Annotated in this window: 17 protein-coding genes, 1 tRNA gene and 2 pseudogenes; 11 read left to right on the top strand and 9 right to left on the bottom strand. The window is 55.6% G+C overall.

Annotated features, from left to right (window positions below; translation table 11 throughout):
• Positions 1 to 44 precede the first annotated feature (44 nt).
• Positions 45 to 695 carry a response regulator transcription factor RcsB gene (gene rcsB / locus HWQ15_RS00660; protein ID WP_003859405.1) on the bottom strand — a complete coding sequence of 217 codons (651 nt, stop codon included), beginning with the start codon at positions 693 to 695 and terminating at the stop codon, positions 45 to 47.
• Positions 696 to 711: 16 nt separating this feature from the next.
• On the bottom strand, positions 712 to 3,384 hold the full coding sequence (rcsD, locus tag HWQ15_RS00655) for a phosphotransferase RcsD (protein WP_022648798.1): 2,673 nt from the start codon (positions 3,382 to 3,384) through the stop codon (positions 712 to 714).
• A 380-nt stretch (positions 3,385 to 3,764) separates the two neighbouring features.
• On the opposite strand from rcsD, the pseudogene ompC reads away from it, so the two are divergent.
• The 6 genes and pseudogenes from ompC to mgtE all read left to right on the top strand — a co-directional run.
• Positions 3,765 to 4,595, top strand: a pseudogene (gene ompC, locus HWQ15_RS00650) (porin OmpC); the annotation flags it as partial.
• Positions 4,596 to 4,709: 114 nt separating this feature from the next.
• Positions 4,710 to 5,765 (top strand): FAD:protein FMN transferase ApbE, encoded by a 1,056-nt coding sequence (gene apbE, locus HWQ15_RS00645; RefSeq protein WP_023300605.1) that lies wholly within the window; start codon positions 4,710 to 4,712, stop codon positions 5,763 to 5,765.
• Between the two features lie 72 nt (positions 5,766 to 5,837).
• Positions 5,838 to 6,896, top strand: coding sequence for a bifunctional DNA-binding transcriptional regulator/O6-methylguanine-DNA methyltransferase Ada (gene ada, locus HWQ15_RS00640; RefSeq protein ID WP_022648796.1), 1,059 nt, complete (start codon positions 5,838 to 5,840; stop codon positions 6,894 to 6,896).
• Positions 6,896 to 7,546 (top strand): DNA oxidative demethylase AlkB, encoded by a 651-nt coding sequence (gene alkB, locus HWQ15_RS00635; RefSeq protein WP_022648795.1) that lies wholly within the window; start codon positions 6,896 to 6,898, stop codon positions 7,544 to 7,546. The genes ada and alkB overlap by 1 nt, the downstream gene beginning before the upstream one ends.
• A gap of 76 nt (positions 7,547 to 7,622) precedes the next feature.
• A complete protein-coding gene (locus HWQ15_RS00630) occupies positions 7,623 to 9,266 on the top strand; it encodes a multidrug ABC transporter permease/ATP-binding protein (protein WP_003859392.1) in 1,644 nt (547 codons plus the stop codon).
• A gap of 140 nt (positions 9,267 to 9,406) precedes the next feature.
• Positions 9,407 to 10,843 (top strand): magnesium transporter, encoded by a 1,437-nt coding sequence (mgtE, locus tag HWQ15_RS00625; RefSeq protein ID WP_063148494.1) that lies wholly within the window; start codon positions 9,407 to 9,409, stop codon positions 10,841 to 10,843.
• Here the strand turns inward: mgtE and HWQ15_RS00620 are convergent.
• The gene (locus HWQ15_RS00620; protein ID WP_063148603.1) at positions 10,806 to 12,101 is read right to left on the bottom strand and encodes a SulP family inorganic anion transporter; all 1,296 of its coding nucleotides are present in this window, start codon (positions 12,099 to 12,101) and stop codon (positions 10,806 to 10,808) included. The genes mgtE and HWQ15_RS00620 overlap by 38 nt on opposite strands.
• 187 nt (positions 12,102 to 12,288) lie before the next feature.
• Between HWQ15_RS00620 and mqo the strand changes: the two are divergent.
• Positions 12,289 to 13,937, top strand: a pseudogene (mqo, locus tag HWQ15_RS00615) (malate dehydrogenase (quinone)).
• A 134-nt stretch (positions 13,938 to 14,071) separates the two neighbouring features.
• Here the strand turns inward: mqo and eco are convergent.
• Positions 14,072 to 14,581 (bottom strand): serine protease inhibitor ecotin, encoded by a 510-nt coding sequence (gene eco / locus HWQ15_RS00610; protein WP_032622478.1) that lies wholly within the window; start codon positions 14,579 to 14,581, stop codon positions 14,072 to 14,074.
• A gap of 202 nt (positions 14,582 to 14,783) precedes the next feature.
• Between eco and HWQ15_RS00605 the strand changes: the two genes are divergently transcribed.
• On the top strand, positions 14,784 to 15,044 hold the full coding sequence (locus HWQ15_RS00605; RefSeq protein ID WP_006811332.1) for a DUF2534 family protein: 261 nt from the start codon (positions 14,784 to 14,786) through the stop codon (positions 15,042 to 15,044).
• 66 nt (positions 15,045 to 15,110) lie between these two features.
• On the opposite strand, the gene HWQ15_RS00600 is transcribed toward HWQ15_RS00605, so the two are convergent.
• The 3 genes from HWQ15_RS00600 to HWQ15_RS00590 form a co-directional block, all read right to left on the bottom strand.
• Positions 15,111 to 15,187: transfer RNA gene (locus HWQ15_RS00600), tRNA-Pro, on the bottom strand.
• Between the two features lie 73 nt (positions 15,188 to 15,260).
• Positions 15,261 to 17,021 carry an LPS biosynthesis-modulating metalloenzyme YejM gene (gene yejM, locus HWQ15_RS00595; protein ID WP_022648735.1) on the bottom strand — a complete coding sequence of 587 codons (1,761 nt, stop codon included), beginning with the start codon at positions 17,019 to 17,021 and terminating at the stop codon, positions 15,261 to 15,263.
• A gap of 19 nt (positions 17,022 to 17,040) precedes the next feature.
• On the bottom strand, positions 17,041 to 17,268 hold the full coding sequence (locus tag HWQ15_RS00590) for a YejL family protein (RefSeq protein ID WP_001135586.1): 228 nt from the start codon (positions 17,266 to 17,268) through the stop codon (positions 17,041 to 17,043).
• Between the two features lie 134 nt (positions 17,269 to 17,402).
• On the opposite strand from HWQ15_RS00590, the gene yejK reads away from it, so the two are divergent.
• A complete protein-coding gene (gene yejK, locus HWQ15_RS00585; protein WP_017693031.1) occupies positions 17,403 to 18,410 on the top strand; it encodes a nucleoid-associated protein YejK in 1,008 nt (335 codons plus the stop codon).
• Between the two features lie 51 nt (positions 18,411 to 18,461).
• Here yejK and rplY read toward each other — a convergent pair whose 3' ends face one another.
• Both rplY and HWQ15_RS00575 read right to left on the bottom strand, forming a co-directional pair.
• Positions 18,462 to 18,746 (bottom strand): 50S ribosomal protein L25, encoded by a 285-nt coding sequence (gene rplY, locus HWQ15_RS00580; RefSeq protein ID WP_022648733.1) that lies wholly within the window; start codon positions 18,744 to 18,746, stop codon positions 18,462 to 18,464.
• 125 nt (positions 18,747 to 18,871) lie between these two features.
• A complete protein-coding gene (locus tag HWQ15_RS00575; RefSeq protein WP_063148495.1) occupies positions 18,872 to 20,632 on the bottom strand; it encodes a DEAD/DEAH box helicase in 1,761 nt (586 codons plus the stop codon).
• Between the two features lie 151 nt (positions 20,633 to 20,783).
• Here HWQ15_RS00575 and rsuA point away from each other — a divergent pair, with 151 nt between their 5' ends.
• Both rsuA and HWQ15_RS00565 read left to right on the top strand, forming a co-directional pair.
• The gene (gene rsuA / locus HWQ15_RS00570; protein ID WP_063215895.1) at positions 20,784 to 21,491 is read left to right on the top strand and encodes a 16S rRNA pseudouridine(516) synthase RsuA; all 708 of its coding nucleotides are present in this window, start codon (positions 20,784 to 20,786) and stop codon (positions 21,489 to 21,491) included.
• A gap of 15 nt (positions 21,492 to 21,506) precedes the next feature.
• Positions 21,507 to 22,706 carry a Bcr/CflA family multidrug efflux MFS transporter gene (locus HWQ15_RS00565; RefSeq protein ID WP_022648730.1) on the top strand — a complete coding sequence of 400 codons (1,200 nt, stop codon included), beginning with the start codon at positions 21,507 to 21,509 and terminating at the stop codon, positions 22,704 to 22,706.
• The last annotated feature ends 71 nt before the right edge of the window (positions 22,707 to 22,777 follow it).

The following is a 22,777-nucleotide window of genomic DNA, read 5'->3' as shown; positions in this document are numbered from 1 at the left end:
TAGACCGGGTAACCGCGAGGGTCACCCGGCGTAGACAGCGACGATCAATCTTTGTCCGTTGCGCTCAGCGTCACGGAAGAGAGATAGTTCAGCAGGGCGATATCGTTATCCACACCCAGCTTCATCATCGCGGATTTTTTCTGGCTACTGATGGTTTTGATACTGCGGTTCAGCTTCTTGGCGATTTCAGTAACCAGGAAACCTTCAGCGAACAGACGCAGAACTTCACTCTCTTTAGGCGAGAGACGCTTGTCGCCATAGCCACCTGCGCTGATTTTTTCAAGCAGGCGTGAGACGCTCTCAGGTGTGAATTTCTTCCCTTTCTGTAGCGCCGCCAGCGCTTTAGGCAGATCGGTAGGTGCGCCTTGTTTCAGCACAATCCCTTCAATATCAAGATCCAGAACGGCGCTCAGGATCGCCGGGTTATTGTTCATGGTCAGAACAATGATCGAAATGTCCGGGAAGTGGCGTTTAATGTATTTGATGAGCGTAATCCCATCACCGTATTTATCCCCAGGCATGGAGAGATCGGTAATGAGCACGTGCGCATCAAGTTTAGGCAGGTTGTTAATAAGGGCTGTGGAATCTTCAAATTCACCGACTACATTCACCCACTCGATCTGTTCAAGTGATTTGCGAATACCGAACAGTACAATCGGATGGTCATCGGCAATAATTACGTTCATATTGTTCATGTATAAGGCTACCTTGCTACAGCAAGCTCTTGACGTAAGCGTCAATGTCGCTGATGTATTTTTCAATGCCAGAGGCATCTTTCTCACGAATTAGATGTTCCAGCGTTTCACATAACTGCTTGCCGGGAACCAGATTAAGCATGGCAAACACCCCTTTAAGCCGGTGTGCTGTCTGTGCCAGCGCTGCAAAATCCTGCGCAGCGGACTCAGTATACAACCGCTTAACATCATCTGGTACTGTATCAACGAAGAGCGAATAATATCCGCTGGCATGGAGTTCGGCATTTTCATCGCCGCCTAACGGTGACTCCAGGATCTCTTCCTGCGCCAGATTCTCTTCAATCAGTTGTAATACAGCTTCCTGCATTGCATTGCTCATATTAAAGTTGACGCGCAGCTGCCCAGGGCCGATTTTCCGCACGCCTGGCTCATCATCGCTTAAAAGCAAGCCGGAGGCAGTAAGATTAGACGGATTATCAGTTAAAAATAGATCAAATTCTTGACTCGCGAGCCTTTCGTCCGGGGTAATGCAGGACGCGCCCCAGTTTTCCAGCTGACGAACGACGATATTACGGATCTCACTGGAGGTCACGTCCACCATCACCACCACATCATCCAGCAGACGCTCTTCATCCTCTTCCTGAGGATTCGCCGCCATTTTAACATGCAAGGAGTAGCGAGTGCCGAGGGATTCGCGCGCCTTAATGTTCAGATGACCGCCCAGCTTACGCGCCAGCTGATCGCAGAGCCAGAAGGTGAGGGCATTCGCCTTACCGTAGTGGTCGCGCTGGGTATCGTTCAGGAACGGGAAGTGCAGGTTATCGATTTCGCTCACGGTGACGCCTTCGCCCGTATCCAGAATACGGAACGTCAGACGATCGTCGGTGGACTCATCGGTGCTGACTTCAAGGGTGATCTTGCCGATCTGTGTCGTGGTGACGGCATACTGAATCAACATCATCAGGATGCGACGCAGGGCGTCGCGATCGCCGTGACGCTCGTCGTTGGCCGGTAAATGGTTGTTGATCAGCAGCTGGAGCCCTTTGCGCTTGATCACCGGCAGGACTTCCGGAACCACCTCATCAATCAGATCCTGGATGGAGAAGAGCGTAGGGGTGCCCTTCCAGATGTCATTCTCCAGCATGTTCGCAAGCTGGATTTCGTCCACCAGACGAACCAGCGAGTCGGCCTGGCTGCTAAGCTGTCGGCTTTCCGGCGTGCTTAAATCAGCAATCTGCGTGGCGAGTGACTTCAGCGGCTGTTTAAAGGCATCGCCAATGTTTTGCATAAACGCCGCGCGGCCATGCTGGTTTTTCTCATACAGCCTTTGCGCCTGCTTGAGCTTTTTATTCACCAGCACTTCGCGATCCTGATCGCGGATGATGAAGATTTGCGTGCGCGAGGCGACCTGACTGCGGAACTGACGGATCTCATACAGTTCATTATTAATGGTGGCCTGAATGACTCCCTGATGCTGGTCCGCCATGGCCGTAATATTTTGCAGGTTAAGATGCGGCAGAAGGTGATCGGCAATTTTGTTGCTCATCACCGTCCGGTTTGCTTCCTGATCGTGAACAAGCACCCCAAGCGGCAGCACGGAAATAATCTCTTCATTCAGGGCACGAAGAACACGCAACTCGTTGCTGGTCCCGGCTGATACCGACGTCGAGTCGCTCTGGCGGCCCGACTGGAAACGGAAGGTGCTGTAGCCAAACAGCGCCAGCGCCAGCAGGCCGATATTCAACAGCAGCGGCAGCATAATGTTTTGCAGGGTATCAAGCATCAGGGTGCCAAAAGGCACCTGCCACACCAGCCGCATACCGGTTGAGTTGAGCGATGAGGCAATCTCAATCTTCGAGCCATTAAATGAGATCGCTACGCTGTCCGGGCCTTCTTTATCCGACGGCGTGCGCATATTTTGGGTGCTGTTGTCTGGCTCCAGTCGGAAACTGTCCAGCGGCATATCCGGCGGGATAAGATCGTTAATTGGCAGATCGAAGGCAACCACGGTCGCCAGATGGCCCGGCTGGTTAAAGGTGGTTCGCAGCGTAAAGTAGTGGCCATTCTGCCAGGCAAGACGGCGTAATGACGAGAAACTTTCGCGCTCGTCCAGCGCGTTGGCCTGTTGCAGCATTTCTGCCCGACGGGAATCGACAATGCTGCCAACGGTGGTCTCTTTAAAGCCCGACGAGAGATCCTTAAGCGGCAGGGTCGAGATCAGGATCATGCTGTTGTCCTGACCGTTCAGGTAATACATGGACCACGGTACGGTCTCGGCGCCCCACAGGGTGTCCAGATAGGAGGAGATCCGCTGCGTCATCTCAAGCGTTGCGCTGTCGTGCGAGCCGAAAATCAGGGCTTCCGTCTTACGCTGCGGTTTTTCAAGGTAATACACATCCTGCTTAAGGCGCGTTTCCTGCAACCCTTCGCCTGATGAGGTGGCAGGTGTGGCGGCGATATTGTCGTAGATTTGCCAGGTCGCGTAGCGCCACGTATCAATGCGCTTATGCACCGCATGGGTGATATCGACAATTTGATAGCTTTTATCTTTAAGCCAGGTATTCACGGCGCTCTGAACCATCACTCCCATTGTGACTAACAGCACAACGATCAATAGAAGAAAGAAACGGGTGATGCTGCCCGGTAGAAGGGAGAATTTGCTCGGGGCGGTAGTTTCAGTCTGACTCATCGATGTGTTTAACCCGTAATGGCCGCGCGGTAATGGGATAGGGCAGTATAAAGGGTAATAACTGAATTTCCAGCGTCGTTATCGGTATGACCTTGACTTTTTATCTGTCGCAACCCGCTTCAACGTCATCCGTGTGAAAGATGTACAAAACCCAGTGAAATGTACAAATATGCTGTTACAACGGCAGTAAAATAGCACGAATTAACAAGAAATTAATTTTGAAAGTGAAAAGGAAAATCTGTAAACGCCGGGCGATGGATTTAGTTAATAGTCGTTATCATTACAGACGGGTAGCACATAAAATGTCTGTTGACGTAAAGAAAGGTAAAAAAAAACCGAATGCGGAGCATCCGGTTCAATTAGGGATAAACAGACATTCAGAACTGAATGCATGGACGCGTGTGGCGTTCGCAGGTCTGAAATTCGCTGATGCGGGTTCATTCGACTACGGTCGTAACTACGGCGTTGTTTACGATGTGACTTCCTGGACCGACGTTCTGCCGGAATTCGGCGGCGACACCTACGGTTCTGACAACTTCATGCAGCAGCGTGGTAACGGCTTCGCGACCTACCGTAACCAGGACTTCTTCGGTCTGGTTGATGGTCTGAACTTCGCGTTGCAGTACCAGGGTAAAAACGGCAGCGCAAGCGGCGAAGGCCAGACCAACAACGGTCGTGAGGCACTGCGTCAGAACGGTGATGGCTACGGCGGCTCTCTGACCTATGATCTGGGCGAAGGCTTCGCTATCGGTACGGCAGTCACCAGTTCTAAACGTACTGCTGACCAGAACGCTGCGGGCTACTACGGTGAAGGCGATCGCGCAGAGACCTACACCGGTGGTCTGAAATATGACGCGAACAACATCTACCTGGCTGCACAGTATACTCAGACTTACAACGCGACCCGTGCGGGCGACCTGGGCTGGGCTAACAAAGCGCAGAACTTCGAAGTGGTTGCGCAGTATCAGTTCGACTTCGGTCTGCGTCCATCCGTGGCGTACCTGCAATCTAAAGGTAAGGACCTGGAAAACGGCTACGGCGACCAGGATCTGCTGAAATATGTTGATGTTGGCGCGACTTACTACTTCAACAAAAACATGTCCACCTACGTTGATTACAAAATCAACCTGGTTGATGAGAACGACTTCACTCGCGCAGCAGGTATCGGTACTGACGATATCGTCGCGCTGGGTCTGGTTTACCAGTTCTAATTGCTCATACAGCGACAAAGGGGCCATCAGGCCCCTTTTTTCATGCTTTTTTAGGGTCTTACAAATACGCTGTTTTAGTGTACTCTTGCCGCCCTGGCATGAGGATAATAACCAATGGATATGACTTTTTTACGCGCCAGCGTTCTGGCGACTTTTTTACTCCTGACCGCGTGTGACTCTTCTACACAGCCCGCAAAAATCGACGCACCCGCCGCGACGGTGCTGGAAGGGAAAACCATGGGGACCTTCTGGCGCGTCAGCGTGATGGATATTGATAAGTCCCGCGCTGAAGAACTACGCGGTAAAATTCAGGCGCAGCTGGATGCCGACGATCAGCTACTCTCTACCTATAAAAATGACTCAGCGCTGATGCGTTTCAATCGCTCCAGCAGCACCTCGCTGTGGCCGGTGAGCGAAGCAATGGCCGATATCGTCACGGAAGCCATGCGCGTGGGCTACAAAACCAACGGCGCAATGGACGTGACCGTGGGGCCGCTGGTGAACCTGTGGGGATTTGGCCCCAACAAGCAGCCGGTGACCACACCCGATCAAGCCGCCATCGACGACGCCCGCGCGCGTACAGGGTTACAGCATCTGGCGGTGATCTCCCAGTACGGTCAGCAATACCTGCAAAAAGACATTCCCGACCTGTTTGTGGATCTCTCCACGGTAGGCGAGGGGTATGCTGCGGATCATCTCGCGGCCCTGATGGCGCAGGAAGGTATTCCCCGTTATCTGGTTTCCGTCGGGGGCGCGCTCGTCAGCCGGGGCATGAACGCCAGCGGCAGGCCGTGGCGAGTGGCCATCCAAAAACCAACCGATCAGCAGAACGCGGTGCAGGCGATTGTCGACATCAACGGGCACGGTATCAGCACCTCCGGAAGCTACCGCAACTATTACGAGCTGGATGGCAAACGTATCTCGCATGTGATTGATCCGCAAACCGGACGCCCGATTACCCACAACCTGGTGTCCGTGACGGTGATAGCGCCAACTGCGCTGGAAGCCGACGCCTGGGATACCGGATTGATGGTGCTCGGCACGGAGAAGGCCAAAGAGGTGGTGCGTCAGGAAGGGCTGGCCGTTTATATGATCACCAAAGAGGCTGACGGGTTTAAAACCTGGAGTTCACCGCAGTTCAACAGCTTCCTGGTGAGCGAAAAAAATTAAAAAGCAAGGTTGCGGGTTTTTGTTCGGTGGCGTTCAGGCAAGCTGAGCGTATGCTTGTAAGAGGAGCCGATGATGAAAAACACAACCTATCTTACCGATGAGGATCGCTGGCAGGCTGTTCTGGCCCGCGATCCGCGTGCGGATAACCAGTTTGTCTTTGCCGTGCAGACGACCGGCATTTATTGTCGTCCGTCCTGCCGTGCCCGCCACGCGCTGCGTAAAAATGTCTGCTTTTATCCTGATGCTCACCAGGCCGCGCAGGCGGGTTTCCGCCCCTGTAAGCGCTGTAGGCCGGACCAGGTCGACCCTATGGCGCAGAAAAAGTCCAACGTTGCGCTGGCCTGCCGACTGCTTGAGCAGGATGCCGCGCTGAACCTGGAGGCCCTGGCGCAGCAGGTTGGCATGAGTCCGTTCCATTTCCACCGCTTGTTTAAATCCGTCACCGGCATGACGCCGAAAGCATGGCAGCAGGCCGCGCGTGAACAACGCCTGCGTAGCCTGCTTGCACAGGGCGGTAAAATCACCGACGCCGTACTGGCCGCTGGCTTCCCGGACGGCAGCAGCTACTACCGTAAAGCCAACGGCGCGCTGGGCATGACGGCGAAACAGTACCGTAACGGAGAGGCTGCGGTCCGCTATGCCATCAGCGACTGCTCGCTGGGCCACTGTCTGGTGGCGGAAAGCGAGCGCGGGATCTGCGCAATACTGCTGGGTGATGACGACGCCGGGCTGACGGCTGAGCTGCTGTCACTGTTTCCGCTTGCCGTCCGCGAACCGATGGAAGGCGCATTTGCCGGGCGTGTTCGTCAGGTGATTGCCTCTGTCGACAGCCGCGCGACGCCGTTGACGCTGCCGCTGGATATCCGGGGTACCGCCTTCCAGCAGCAGGTCTGGCAGGCGCTGCGGGCTATCCCCTGCGGTGAAACGGCGAGCTATCAGCAGGTGGCGAAGGCCATTGGTAAACCCAATGCCGTACGTGCCGTGGCAGGAGCCTGCGGAGCCAACAAACTGGCGATAGTTATCCCCTGTCACCGCGTGGTGCGTAACGACGGTGCGCTGTCGGGTTATCGCTGGGGCGCAGCGCGTAAGGTGCTATTGTTGAAACGTGAGGCGAACAACCCGGAGGGATAATGCTCGATCTTTTTGCTGATGCTGAACCCTGGCAGGAGCCGCTCGCGCCGGGGGCGACGATCCTGAGACGTTTTGCGCTTTCCCGCGCGGCGGCGCTGTTCGACGGTATTGATAACGTCACCGCCCGTTCGCCGTTTCGCCATATGGTCACGCCGGGCGGGTATACCATGTCTGTGGCGATGACCAACTGCGGCGAACTGGGATGGGCGACGAATGAGCGGGGCTATGTATATGCCGCGAACGACCCGCTGACGGATCGGCCGTGGCCGCCGATGCCGGAGGCGTTTCAGGCGCTGTGTCACGATGCCGCCGTCGCGGCCGGCTATCCTGATTTTCGTCCCGATGCCTGTCTGATCAACCGCTATGCCGTCGGGGCAAAGCTCTCCCTGCATCAGGATAAGGACGAGCCTGACCTGCGCGCGCCGATTGTCTCGGTATCCCTTGGGTTGCCCGCTGTCTTTCAGTTTGGCGGCCTGCGGCGCAACGACCCGCTCAAACGGCTGATGCTGGAGCATGGCGATGTGGTGGTCTGGGGCGGTGAATCACGGCTTTTTTATCACGGCATTCAGCCGCTTAAAAATGGCGATCACCCGGTGGCGGGGGCGTTTCGCTACAACCTCACGTTCCGCCAGGCAGCGTACAGAGAATAAAAATAAGAATTATTCTTGATGTGTGTGAAAGGCAGTTTACACTGCTGGCTGATTTTTCTTGTCCGGATTGCTCTGCATGCAACTACTTCTTCTTGTCTGGCGGCAGTATCGCTGGCCTTTTATCGCGGTGATGGCGCTAAGCCTTGCCAGCGCGGCGCTGGGGATCGGCCTGATTGCCTTCATTAACGTGCGTTTGATCGAAATGGTCGACACGTCACTCTCCGTCCTGCCGGAATTTCTGGGTTTACTGCTGCTGCTGATGGCAGTCACGCTCGGGTCACAGCTGGCGCTGACCGCGCTCGGCCACCACTTCGTTTTCCGTCTGCGCAGCGAGTTCATCAAACGGATCCTTGATACTCAAGTGGAACGCATCGAACAGCTGGGAAGTGCTTCTCTGCTGGCGGGGCTGACCAGCGATGTGCGCGCCATTACCATCGCCTTTGTGCGCCTGCCGGAGCTGGTGCAGGGGATCATCCTGACCTTTGGCTCGGCAGCCTATCTCGCCTGGCTCTCCAGCAAAATGCTGGCGGTAACGGCGCTGTGGATTGTTATTACCATCTGGGGCGGGTTCCTGCTGGTATCACGCGTCTATAAGCACATGGCGGTGCTGCGCGAAACGGAAGACAAGCTCTATAACGATTATCAGACAGTGCTGGAAGGGCGCAAAGAGCTGACGCTGAACCGCGAGCGCGCCGAACATATCTTCAACCATCTCTATATCCCGGATGCGCACGAATATCGTCATCACATTATTCGCGCCGATACGTTCCACCTGAGCGCCGTGAACTGGTCCAACATCATGATGCTGGGTGCCATTGGCCTGGTATTCTGGATGGCGAACAGCCTGGGGTGGGCGGATACCAACGTGGCGGCAACGTACTCCCTGACGCTGCTGTTTTTACGCACGCCGCTGCTGTCGGCCGTTGGCGCACTGCCGACGCTGCTGAGCGCACAGGTGGCCTTCAACAAGCTGAAGAAGTTCGACCTTGCGCCGTTTAAGGCTGAGTTCCCGCGCCCGCAGGCCTTCCCGAACTGGCAAACGCTTGAGCTGCGTAACGTGACCTTCCGCTATCAGGATAACGCCTTCTCCGTGGGGCCGATAAATCTGACCATTCACCGCGGCGAACTGCTGTTCCTGATCGGCGGTAACGGCAGCGGCAAATCCACGCTGGCGATGCTGCTGACGGGCCTCTACCAGCCGCAGTCAGGCGAAATTTTGCTGGATGGCAAAGCGCTGAGCGCGGAGAAACCGGAGGACTACCGCAAGCTCTTCTCGGCGGTATTTACCGACGTCTGGCTGTTCGACCGGCTGCTGGGCCCGGAAGGGCAGCAGGCGGATCCGGCGCTGGTGGAGAAGTGGCTTGCGCATCTGCAAATGTCACACAAGCTGGAGCTACAGGATGGCAAAATCCTGAATCTCAAGCTGTCGAAAGGGCAGAAGAAGCGCGTGGCGCTGCTGCTGGCGCTGGCCGAAGAGCGCGACATCATCCTGCTGGATGAATGGGCCGCCGATCAGGACCCGCACTTCCGTCGCGAGTTTTATCAGGTCCTGCTGCCGCTGATGCAGGCGATGGGGAAAACCATTTTTGCCATCAGCCATGACGATCACTACTTCATTCACGCCGACCGTCTGCTGGAGATGCGCGACGGCAAACTGAGCGAGCTGACCGGCGATGAGCGCGATGCGGCGTCACGGGACGCGGTGGCGCGCACGGCCTGATTGCAATTGTGCCGGGTGGCCCCCGGCACACTCATTTTTCATATATGCCGTTTTTTTCTCCATCCCGACCCGCCGTTTATTCTTATTTACATATCCCCGCGCTATGCTTAACGCCAACTCATTTAATGGATTTATGATTGATGTCGGTATTAAAGAAAAACAGCGCCAGGCAGCGTGACCAGGAGCGTGCGCGGCTCATCTGGCTCCTGACGACCGATAAAGCGGTCACGTCAACGTTATTGGGTAAGCTAACCCTGGCTGAGCAATATGATGTCGGCACGCTGGCCGACGATATTGCTGAGGTAGGTGCGCTGGTTGCACATTTACCGCCTCCGGATCTGGCGGACACCCTGGAGGCATTGCCTTCCGAGGAGCGCCACGCCCTGTGGCGGCTGGTGCAGGATCACGAGCGCGGTCAGGTGCTGCTTGAAGCCTCGGAAAACGTCTGGGATGACCTTATCGATGAGATGAGCGATCGGGACATTCTTGACGCCCTGCAAACGCTGGATATCGATGAGCAGATTTACCTCGTTCAGCATCTTCCGCGCAACCTGACCGGACGCCTGCTGGCTTCCCTGCCTGCCGAGGAGCGGGCGCGCGTGCGTCAGGTGATGCACTACGAGAAAAACAGCGTCGGCGCGATCATGGAGTTTGGCGTCATCACCGTGCGTCCGGACGTCACCCTGGGTACGGTGCAGCGCTATCTTCGTCGCCTGGGCAGTATGCCGGACAACACCGATAAACTGTTCGTCACCTCGCGGGATAAAACCCTGCTCGGGGAGCTGGAGCTGAAAACGATCCTGCTGAACAGCACCCAGCAGCAGGTAAGTGAGGTCATGGAAACCGAGCCGATGGTCTTCTCGCCGGAAGACGATGCCGAAAAAGCGGCGCGTACCTTCGAACGTGATGACCTGGTGAGCGCGGCGGTGGTGGATTCGGTGGGCAAGCTGATGGGGCGTCTGACCATTGATGAGATCGTTGACGTGGTCTATGAAGAGACCGATAACGACCTGCGTGCCCTTGGCGGTATCAGTGCCGAAGACGATGTTCATGCCTCCGTCGGCAAGGCCGTCAAAACCCGCTGGGCGTGGCTCGCCATCAATTTATGCACCGCGTTCGTGGCGTCCCGCGTTATTGACGGCTTCGAACATACCATTTCCCAGCTGGTGGCCCTGGCGTCGTTGATGCCGATTGTGGCGGGGATCGGCGGGAACACCGGCAACCAGACTATCACCATGATCGTTCGCGCCCTGGCGCTGGAAAACATTCAGCCGGGTAATTTTTCGTGGCTGATTTTCAGGGAGATGGGCGTCGCGCTGATTAACGGCCTGGTCTGGGGCGGCATCATGGGCGGCATTACCTGGTGGCTGTACGATGATATGGCGCTGGGCGGGGTCATGATGCTGGCGATGGTGCTGAACCTGCTGGTGGCGGCGATGATGGGCGTGATTATCCCATTAACGATGACCCGGCTGGGGCGCGACCCCGCGGTGGGGTCGAGCGTAATGATCACCGCCATTACCGATACCGGCGGTTTCTTTATTTTTCTTGGACTGGCGACGATTTTTCTTCTGTAGCCAGTGCTTTTTGCTTAAGTCGGGCAGGGAGGATGAACATCATCACAATCCCGCCCAGCACGCCAATCGCCAGGTTGCCGGTGGAAACCGTTGCCACAACCGTCACCAGCATCACGACGGTTTCAGCCACCGGCGCGTTTTTCAGCGTTCCGGGCTGAACGCTATGCCAGCTAAAGGTCTTGAAGGCCACAATGGCCATAATACCCGCCAGTACCGCCATCGGGATTTTGGCCATCACCTCACTGAGCGCCGTAACCAGCACAAGCAGTACGATACCCGCCGCAAGGGTGGAGATACGGCTTCTGCCTTTCCCCATCTCAACGTTAACGATGGTCTGCCCAATCATCGCGCAGCCCGCAATGCCGCCGTAGAACCCGGCCATAATATTCCCCACGCCCAGACCGATGCTCTCGCGGCGCTTGCTTGAAGGGGTAACGGTCAGTTCATCCACCAGTTTTGCCGTCAGCAAGGATTCCAGCAGGCCAACAAAAGCGATACTTAGCGCACACGGCCAGATAATGCTCAGGGTTTCCAGATTGAGCGGCACCAGCAGTTGCGTAAAGCCCGGCAAACCGCCGCTCATGGAGCCTTCATCCCCTACCGTCGGCAGGATTTGCCCGCTGGTGACGGTGAACAAAGTCAGCAGCACAATGGCAATCAGCGGGGAGGGTACGCTTTTAATATAGCGTGGCACCCACAGCACAATCAGCAGCGTCAGCACGAACAGGCCTACTATCAGCGGGCTTCGGCTCCAGAAATGGGGCACCTGGGCAAAGAAAATCAAAATGCCAAGGGCGTTAACAAACCCGGTCATCACCGACTGGGGAATAAAGCGCATCAGCCGCGCCATTCCCAGCGCGCCGAACAGGATCTGAATCACGCCAGCCATCACCACCGCGGGCAGAATGTACTGTACGCCGTGTTGATGGACCATCGGGCCAATCACCAGCGCGACGGAACCGGCCGCCGCCGTCACCATGGCCGGACGCCCGCCGATCAGGGAAAGGGCGAAACAGAGCACCACGGAGGCGATAAGGCTCACTTTCGGATCCACGCCCGCGACCACGGAAAACGAAATCACTTCCGGGATCAGCGCCAGCGCGGTAATCACGCCGGCCAGGGTTTCGCGCATCAGACGTTGAGGCGAACGTAAAACGGTGGCGACATGGCCTTCTTGGGGTACAGACGAGTGAGGTAATGACATAACAATTCGCTGGTAGGGGCAGGCTTCCGTGCGCGCGATCACAAAGTGCAGCATCATAGCCAGGAAAATCGTCGGGTGCCAGCCTGTATGCCAAAACCCTACAAACAATCCATCATTAAATTTCACAATTACAATAATTTCGTAACCTTTAAACAATATTTAAAAGTTGCTACCGTGCCACCGCAGCGTGTTTCACCTGTAATTTCTACGCATCAAGCACTATTCAACTAAGGCATAAATGATGAAAAAAATGACTGCCGTGCTCTTTTCTCTGGCCGTGGGGCTGAACGCCGTCTCGCTGGCGGCGAAGGCTGACGCACCAAAAGAGCAGGAAACGGATGTCCTTTTAATTGGTGGCGGCATCATGAGCGCCACGCTGGGCACATATCTTCAGGAATTAGAGCCGAACTGGTCCATGACCATGGTCGAGCGCCTTGATGGCGTGGCGCAGGAAAGCTCTAACGGCTGGAATAACGCCGGGACGGGGCACTCGGCACTTATGGAACTGAACTATACGCCGCAGAAAAAGGACGGTTCCATTAGTATCGAGAAGGCGGTAGAGATCAACGAAGCGTTCCAGATCTCACGTCAGTTCTGGTCTCACCAGGTGAACAGCGGTGTGTTGCACAATCCGCACTCCTTCATCAACACCGTTCCGCACATGAGCTTTGTGTGGGGCGATCAAAACGTCAACTTCCTGCGCGCGCGCTACGCAGCCCTGCAACAGAGCACGCTGTTCCGCGGGATGAAATACTCTGAAGATCATGCTCAAATCAAAGAGTGGGCGCCGCTGGTTATGGAAGGCCGCGATCCGAACCAGAAAGTGGCGGCGACCCGCACTGAAATTGGTACTGACGTTAACTACGGTGAAATCACCCGTCAGCTGGTGGCCTCTCTGAAGAAAAAAGAGAACTTTAACCTGCAACTCAGCTCCGAAGTGCGTGGTTTCAAGCGCAACGCGGATAACAGCTGGAGCGTGACCGTTGCCGATCTGAAAAACAACGAAGCCGAGCATGTGATTAAGGCGAAGTTCGTGTTTATCGGTGCTGGCGGCGCGGCGCTGAAACTGTTGCAGGAGTCCGGTATTCCGGAAGCGGACGACTACGCCGGCTTCCCGGTTGGCGGCCAGTTCCTGGTGTCGGAAAACCCTGAAGTGGTTAACCGTCATCTGGCTAAAGTGTACGGTCAGGCTTCTGTTGGTGCGCCACCGATGTCCGTTCCCCATATCGACACCCGTATGCTGGACGGTAAGCGCGTAGTGCTGTTCGGGCCGTTCGCTACATTCTCTACCAAGTTCCTGAAAAACGGTTCCCTGTGGGATCTGCTGAGCGCGACCACGACGTCAAACGTCAAGCCAATGATGGACGTGGGACTGGATAACTTCGATCTGGTGAAATACCTTATTAGCCAGGTGATGCTCTCTGATGAAGAACGCTTCGAGGCGCTGAAAGAGTACTATCCGCAGGCGAAGAAAGAAGACTGGCGCCTGTGGCAGGCGGGTCAGCGCGTGCAGATCATCAAACGCGATCCGAAAGAGGGCGGCGTGCTGCGTCTGGGTACCGAAGTAGTAAGCGATAAGGATGGCACTATTGCCGCGCTGCTGGGAGCATCCCCGGGGCGTCTACCGCTGCGCCAATCATGCTACACCTGATGGAAAAAGTGTTTAAGGACAAAGTATCCAGCCCGGAATGGCAGGCGAAGCTGAAAACCATTATTCCATCCTACGGTACGAAGCTGAACGGTAACGTTGACGCCACGGAACAAGAGCTGGAATACACCAGCCGCGTTCTGCAACTGCAATACGTCAAACCGCAGGCTGCGGATGCTGCGCCGAAGGCAGAGCTGAAGCCGCAGGCGGAAAGCAAGCCGGTGGCGGATATCGCGCTGTAAGCTAAACGCAAAACGGTAACATCCGTTACCGTTTTTCGTGTTTTCTCCCTCTCCCACCGGGAGAGGGTTGGGGTGAGGGCACCAGAACGCACCCTTTCCAGGTCGGGTAAGCGTGAGCGCCACCCGACTTATTTTTAACGAACTACTGCTTGTCCTACCGTCTCATCCGCCTTCCATACGCGATATTTCACATCCACGTTTTCCGGCGTATAAACGACAATCGGCAGCTTGCTGTTATAGCGCAGCAGACTGTTATCACCCAGATAGGCGGTGATAAATTTCTTCTCTTTCTTGCCGTCCGGGCACGCCATCATGGTGGAGACTGGCGAGGTTACTTTGTCGAAGACATAGTAGTCATAACCCCAGCCTTCCAGTGTTTTGCTTTCCAGTTGGCCGCCCAGACGATGCTGGTTGCAGTCCACTTCCAGCGTCTGGCCGATTAACAGCTCGACTTTGAAATTCCCTTCATTCTGCTGAGCCGGGAGCTGAATAACCTGGCGCTTCATTCCTTTGTCCGCTTGCGGATACGGGGCAACTTTTTCCAGCGGCTGCTCTTTTGGGGTTTCGCTGGCGAAAGCGCTGGTGCTGGCGCACGCAGCGGCGATAAGGGCGATGGCAAATTTAGGTGCGTTTTTCACTGTCATTCCTTTTTGTTAAAACGATCCCGGAAAGACTAACATAATGTATGTGAATGGTTGGCGTAATTTACTCACATTTTCATTTTAAACGGAGTAAAGCACTGCTTTTATGCTCTTTTATTGGTGTTTAATGCTGAGGTGGAGTCGGTGCAGAGATCGTGTTATTTTACGCGTTAATTATTGTTATTCATCTGTAAAGGGAGAAGAGATGGTACGGGAAAAACTGAAGACACCTGAAGGCCGCAAGTTCCTGCTGGCGTTACTGGTTGTGTTTATGATTGCTGCTGCATGCGTGGGGCGAGCAACCATTGTCGGCGTGATTGAGCAGTACAACATCCCGCTCTCTGCGTGGACAACCAGCATGTTTGTCCTGCAATCAGCGATGATCTTTGTTTACAGTCTGGTGTTCACCGTTCTGCTGGCGATTCCGCTGGGGATTTTCTTTCTCGGTGGGCGTGAGAAGCACTAAGCATTGTGCATGCGAAGACAGGCAATAAAAAACCAGCCATAAGCGGCTGGTTTTTTTGTGTAGTTTTGGTCGGCACGAGAGGATTTGAACCTCCGACCCCCGACACCCCATGACGGTGCGCTACCAGGCTGCGCTACGTGCCGACGCATAAAAGGAATACTACTCGATTCCTTTTTGATTGCAAGGGGGAAGCAACGCTAACTGATTCATAAATAATCAGTTAGCGATAAAGCGCTTCTCGTCTGTCAGCACCTGCAACAGCAAGCTGAGCTGCGGTTTCTGGTCTTTCAGCTTCTCACCTTCGAGGCTGTACGTCTGGTAATTGCCGTTGCTGTTCAGCACAAGGGACAGCGTCGGCGTGGTCACCACCAGCGTGTTTTCGCCAGCAGCCGTGACCCAGTTATGACGCCGCGTGGCGCTAAAGAGGTCTTGTCCCTGCGAGTATTCAATTGCCGGCGTGCTAACGTGCAGCAGCCGCTGCATTAACGTGGTCATGACGTCTTTATGGTCGGTCAGCATGTTGATGCGTTGCGCGGGAGTGCCCGGCCAGTGGATCACCAGCGGGACATGCAGGTTCGGACGCGACCAGTCCATGCCCTTCGCTTCGTCGCCGAGCGGCACGCCATGCCCCGCCGTGATAATGACGACCGTATTGTCCAGCTTGCCCGCGTCGCGCAGGGCGGTCAGCACGCGAGCGATCTGCGCATCGACATCACCCGCCGCACGGCTATAGCGGCGCGCGAAGCCTTTCTGATTGCTGTCATCAAGATTTGTGCCGTTAAACGCAACCCAGGAGAACCAGCGGTTATCTTCCTGTGCATAGCGCTTCAGCCAGTCTATCCACTGGTCAGCAGTCCGATCGTCAGACTGGCTCTGCGCGGCTGGCAGTGAGAAATCAGACAGCAGCGCCTGGCGGTACAGCGAGCTGTTGAAACCATCAGAGGCGAACAGCCCCAGCTGGTAGCCCTGCTGATTAAGCCCGGTAATCAATGCAGCCGGAATACGGGCCGACAGTACGCCGTCCATATAGCTCGGTGAAATGCCGTAGAACAGACCGAAAATACCCGCGTCGGTCGAATTACCGGAACTCATATGCTGAGTGAATACGATGTTGTTCTCAGCGAATTCAGCCAGGGCAGGCATCTGCTTCTCATAGCGAGAATAGTTCAGGCCATCGACGGTAATCAGCAGCACGTTCTGACCGCGCCCCATGTCGCGATATTTCAGATCGCTCAGGGGATACTGCACGCTGACCGCTTCCGGATTACCCTGTTCGACCAGACGACGCTGATATTCCTGCGCGTCCAGCAGACCGTGTTTTTCAAGGAAACGACGCGCCGTCATCGGATAGGAGAGCGGCAGATTCGCGCGCTGCATGGTAATAGGGCGGTAGAAGTTCGCATCTGCCCAGATATACATCAGGTGCGAACCGATAAATGAGGCGAAAAAGAGCGCCGCGACGGGCTTCGCATAATGTCGGCGTCGGGTCAGGCTGCGGAGCTTTTGCCAGCTCCACGTCGCGAACAACATTTCGATCAGCAGGATAATCGGCACGCTGATAAACATCAGCTGCCAGTCGCGGGCGGTCTCGTTCTGATCCGGGTTAATCACCAGCTCCCAGACGACAGGATTCAGGTGCAGGTGGAACCGGGTAAAAACTTCGCTGTCGATAAGCAACAGCGTCATGCCCGCCGTCGCAAGAATGGCGGACAGGAAGCGCATCAGCCGCTGCGACATGACGATAAACGTCAGTGGGAACAGGATCAGCAGATAGGTGGCGAAGACCAGAAAGCTAAAGTGACCAACAAGGCTCATCCACGAGTAGATACGCCCGGTTAACGTGGTTGGCCAGTCCGCCACAAACAGATAACGGCAGCCGAGCACCATCGCCAACAGAATGTTGAACAGGGCAAACCAGTGCCCCCAGCTGACCATCTGGGAGACTTTTTCACGGTAGCGCTGACGATTCGTCACCATAAACTGTTGTTCGTTTCCCTTAGTGTGCCTGGTCGTCGCTAACGGATGACTGCAAAGCCTGGGCGAAAGATTTGGCGATCGCCTGACGCTGAGCCGGAGCAACGCTGGTATTGATCAGGTTGGTAACCATATTTCCCAAAACCATCAGGGAGAGATCGGTTGGCGTTTTATGTTTTTCCAGTACGTTGACCAGCTCACTGAGCAGTTGTTCAACGTGTTCGTCACTGTAGCGGGAATGTTGTGGCATAAATCAAAATCAGTTTGTTGAGAGAAGGGCGACATATTACCGTAGCAACAGCTTTTTTTCCCCTTTTTTATCTTCTGTTGCACACATGCGTTGGTGGTGGTTGAATACCGCCCGGTCTAAAAGGAGAGTTTATCATGAGTCTGGAAATCAACCAGATTGCCTTGCACCAGCTTATCAAGCGTGATGAGCAAACCCTTGAAGTGGTGCTACGCGATTCGTTACTGGAACCAACGCCTACCGTTGTCGAGATGATGGCGGAGTTGCATCGCGTCTACAGCGCGAAAAATAAAGCCTATGGCTTGTTCAGCGAAGAGAGCGAGCTGGCGGATAGCCTGCGCCTGCAACGTCAGGGCGAAGAGGATTTCCTGGCATTCAGCCGCGCTGCAACCGGCCGTCTTCGTGACGAACTGGCGAAATATCCCTTCGCCGATGGCGGTATCGTCCTGTTCTGCCACTACCGCTATCTGGCGGTAGAGTATCTGCTGGTCACCGTGCTGAATAATTTAAGCAGCATGCGTGTGAACGAGCAGTTGGATATCAGCTCAACGCACTATCTGGATATCAACCATGCGGATATTGTGGCGCGTATTGATTTAACCGAATGGGAAACCAATCCGGAATCGACGCGCTACCTGACCTTCCTTAAAGGCCGCGTGGGCCGCAAAGTGGCCGATTTCTTTATGGACTTCCTCGGTGCCAGTGAAGGGCTGAACGCCAAAGCGCAGAACAAAGGTCTGCTCCAGGCGGTGGATGACTTTACCGCTGAGGCGCAGCTGGATAAATCTGAGCGTCAGACCGTGCGTCAGCAGGTTTACAGCTACTGTAACGAGCAGTTACAGGCCGGGGAAGAGATTGAGCTGGAGTCGCTGTCCAAAGAGCTGGCGGGCGTCAGCGAAGTCAGCTTCCAGGAATTTACCGCGGAAAAAGGCTATGAGCTGGAAGAGAGCTTCCCGGCGGATCGCAGTACGCTGCGTCAGCTGACGAAATTTGCCGGGAGCGGCGGTGGGTTAACCATTAACTTTGATGCCATGCTGCTCGGGGAACGTATCTTCTGGGATCCGGCGACCGACACGCTGACCATTAAAGGCACGCCGCCGAATCTGCGCGATCAGCTCCAGCGTCGCACCTCAGGCGGTAAGTAGCGGCCATAAAAAAACCCCGCAGAAGCGGGGTTTTTCTCGACAGGTTTGCGATTACGCGCGAACGAAGTCGATGTGAGACAGTTTTGGCTTGAACGGGTGACGCTGAACAGCCTGAACTTTCACTTTTTCTTCTTTACCGCCAACAACGATGGTCAGAACTTCGCTGTAGAATTCAGCTTTGTTCTGCATGTTCCACACTTTGTCGTGATCCAGTTCGATTGCAACTGGAGCAGCTTCGCCACCGTAAACGATAGCCGGGAACTTGTTAGCGTTACGCAGGCGGCGGCTCGCACCCTTACCCTGCACGTTACGTACTTCTGCTTCGATAGTGAACATTGATTTCTCTCTGTATTTAAAACCCTGCTACAGGCGACCCAGCAGCAGGTGAGTGTTCTGCCTCACGGATGTGAAGCGGGCGGCATTTTATACTCAAATGGCTCGCGCATCAACGAAAAGTCCCGTTAACCGCGCAATTCGTTTGCCCGGCGAAAGCGTCCTTCATAGTCAAAGACCTTCTCACGCACCTGCCAGAACTGCCCTTTTTTACGGGCGACAACAAAATCAGGATGGCGCAGCAGCGCCTGCTGGCGCACGATATCGGCAACGGTTATCCAGCGCAGCGGCACGCCGGGCGTGCGGGTATGCGGGCGGATAAAGAGCTGTTCGAACGCGGTGCGCTGGGCGGGCGTCTGGACCCTGAACCGCTCGCTGACGTCTGCGCCGTCCTCGTCGTAATAGGTAATCTTTAGCCACTCGCCTTTTTCATCCGCACCGGGCTGTAAGACCATGCCGGAACAGCGCAGCACCAGCGCATCTTTCAGTTTCAGCGCCGCTTTCAGCATGTCATCCGGGTCGACCAACACCGTGTCACATTCCCGACAGCGGCGGGCAGCGATATCGTTCTCGGCGTTGCACTGCGGGCAGTTTTTGAAGCGGAAGCGGAAATCACACTGTTCGCGATGGCCTTCATCGTCTTCAAACCAGCCCTGACAGCGGCGGCCAAAATGTTCGATCAGCGTGCCGTCGGCGGTAGTTTTGCCCCAGAAAGTGTTGGCAAACCCGCAGGCCGGACAAAACACCTGTACCGGCACGTTGTCGCTCTTGCCTTTTGGCGTGCCCACTTCCGGGGAGTAGAGATCGTGCGGATTACCGGCATAATCGAGGATCAGACAGTCGGTTTTGCCCGGTGCCAGGCGCAGGCCACGGCCGACAATCTGCTGGTACAGGCTGACGGATTCGGTCGGGCGAAGAATCGCAATCAGGTCAACGTGCGGTGCGTCAAACCCGGTGGTTAATACGGAGACATTCACCAGGTAGCGGAACTGCTGGGCTTTGAAAGCCTCAATCAGGCTGTCGCGCTCCGGCCCGGGGGTTTCACCGGTAATTAACGCCGCGTCGTTGGTGGGCAGAAGCCCCGTGATTTCACGCGCGTGTTCGACGGTAGCAGCAAAAATCATCACCCCTTTGCGCGTTTGCGCAAACTCTTCAATCTGGCTGATGATATGCGGCGTGATCCGCTTCTGTTTTTTCAGCTCATGGTTAAGATCCGCCTCGCTGAACAGCCCGTTGCTCTGCGCCTGTAAGCGGCTGAAATCGTACTGCACGACCGGCATATCCAGCCGCTCCGGTGGCGTCAGATAGCCATGCTTGATCATGTAGCGCAGCGGAAGCTCATAGATACAGTCGCGGAACAGGGCCTTTTCATCGCCACGCACCATGCCGTGATAATGAAACTGATAAATCCAGCCCTTGCCCAGACGAAATGGCGTGGCGGTCAGGCCAAGCAGGCGTAAGTGAGGGTTCACCTCTCTCAGATGAGTGAGGATTTGCTGATACTGGCTGTCGTCGTCATCGCTGATGCGGTGACACTCATCGACAATCAGCAGGGAAAACTCGCTGCAAAACAGGTCCAGGTTGCGCGCAACGGACTGTACGCTGCCAAACACCACTTTCCCGTGGCTCTCTTTGCGCTTCAGCCCGGCGGCAAAAATATCGGCCTCCAGGCCGAGCGCGCAATATTTGGCGTGGTTTTGCGCCACTAGCTCTTTTACGTGCGCCAGCACCAGCACGCGCCCGCGAGCCAGGCGCGCCAGTTCGGCAATCACCAGGCTTTTACCGGCTCCGGTCGGGAGCACGATGGCGGCGGGTTCCCGGTGCTTGCGAAACCAGGCGAGGGTGGCATCAACGGCTTCTTGCTGATAGGGGCGTAGTGTGAACGTCATGGCTTCTCTATTCAGTTAACTCGCATATAGTATGCCACGAAACTTTTTCCCTTGAGTGGCGCAACCAGACCATTATACTGAACTGTTTCTGACTGCTTCTTTTTCGGACGCGTAGTCCGACTTCCAGCACCATTAAGGCTAAAAAGATTTCATGCGACTTGATAAGTTTATCGCTCAGCAACTCGGCGTAAGCCGCGCTATTGCCGGGCGTGAAATTCGCGCCAGCCGCGTAACCGTGGACGGCGACATTGTGAAAGACAGCGCTTTTAAACTCCAGCCTGACCACCAGGTGGAGTATGACGGCAACCCGCTGACCCAGCAGAATGGCCCGCGCTACTTCATGCTCAACAAACCGGAAGGTTACGTCTGTTCAACGGACGATCCGGATCACCCGACGGTGCTCTACTTCCTCGACGAACCTGTGGCGCACAAGCTGCATGCGGCAGGGCGACTGGATATTGATACCACCGGCCTGGTGCTGATGACCGATGACGGTCAGTGGTCGCACCGCATCACCTCCCCGCGCCATCACTGTGAGAAAACCTATCGGGTGACACTTGAGTCGCCGGTCTCGGATGACACGGCAGAGCAATTCGCGAAAGGCGTTCAGCTGCATAGTGAAAAAGATCTGACCAAACCGGCGGTGCTGGAAGTCATTACCCCAACGGACGTCCGTCTGACCATCAGTGAAGGCCGTTACCACCAGGTGAAACGGATGTTTGCCGCCGTGGGCAACCACGTTGTGGGGCTGCATCGTGAACGTATCGGCGCGATTGAACTCGATCCAGACCTGGCGCCAGGGGAATATCGCCCGCTGACGGAAGAAGAGATTGCCAGCGTCGGGCTGCTTTCACGCTAAATTCAGGAGAACCCTGTGACCACCAGGCCACACTCGTCGTTTAAAATCGTATTTATCCTTGGCCTGTTGGCCATGCTGATGCCGCTGTCTATCGATATGTATCTGCCCGCGCTGCCGGTGATTTCCGCGCAGTTTGGCGTACCGGCAGGCAGCGCACAGATGACGCTCAGCACCTACATTCTTGGTTTTGCGCTCGGCCAGCTCTTTTATGGCCCAATGGCAGACAGCCTGGGGCGCAAACCCGTTATTCTGGGCGGGACGTTGATATTTGCCGCGGCGGCGGTGGCCTGCGCGCTGGCGCAGAGTATCGATCAGCTGATCGTGATGCGTTTCTTCCATGGCCTGGCTGCGGCTGCGGCAAGCGTGGTGATTAACGCGCTGATGCGCGACATCTACCCGAAGGAAGAGTTCTCACGCATGATGTCGTTCGTCATGCTGGTCACAACCATTGCGCCGCTGGTCGCCCCCATGGTGGGCGGGGCGGTGCTGGTGTGGTTCAGCTGGCATGCGATTTTCTGGATCCTGGCGATTGCCGCGCTGCTGGCCTCGGTGATGATCTTCGTCTTTATCGATGAAACGCTGCCGGTCGAGCGCCGTCAGAAGTTTCACGTCCGCACCACGCTTGGCAACTTTGCCTCGCTGTTTCGCCATAAGCGCGTGCTGAGCTATATGCTGGCCAGCGGCTTTAGCTTTGCCGGGATGTTTTCGTTCCTGAGCGCGGGGCCGTTTGTGTACATCGAACTGAACCATGTGTCACCCCAGCACTTTGGTTACTACTTCGCGCTGAATATCGTGTTCCTGTTTGTGATGACCATTATCAACAGCCGCTTTGTCCGGCGGGTCGGGGCGCTGAATATGTTCCGCGCCGGGCTGTGGATCCAGTTCGTGATGGCTATCTGGCTGGTATTGAGTGCATTGTTGGGCGTAGGTTTTTGGGCGCTGGTGGTGGGCGTAGCGGCGTTTGTTGGCTGCGTCTCGATGGTCTCATCCAACGCGATGGCGGTGATCCTCGACGAATTCCCGCATATGGCGGGCACCGCCTCGTCGCTGGCAGGGACGTTCCGTTTCGGGATTGGCGCGATTGTCGGGGCGCTGCTCTCAATGGCGACGTTTAATACTGCCTGGCCGATGCTGTGGGCGATTGCCCTCTGCGCGACTTGCTCCATCCTCTTCTATCTTTACGCCAGCCGGCCCCGTAAGACGGCGCATAAATGAGCACTTAAGGCCCGAAACAGGCCTTTTTGTTGACCCATATCAACCAACCCTCGGTTCGTTTACCCGGTGTT

Source organism: Enterobacter sp. DSM 30060, from assembly GCF_013375955.1.
In the GTDB taxonomy this organism is placed as follows: domain Bacteria; phylum Pseudomonadota; class Gammaproteobacteria; order Enterobacterales; family Enterobacteriaceae; genus Enterobacter; species Enterobacter intestinihominis.
Note: the sequence above shows the minus strand (reverse complement) of the source record. Positions and strands in the feature narration are given on the sequence as shown.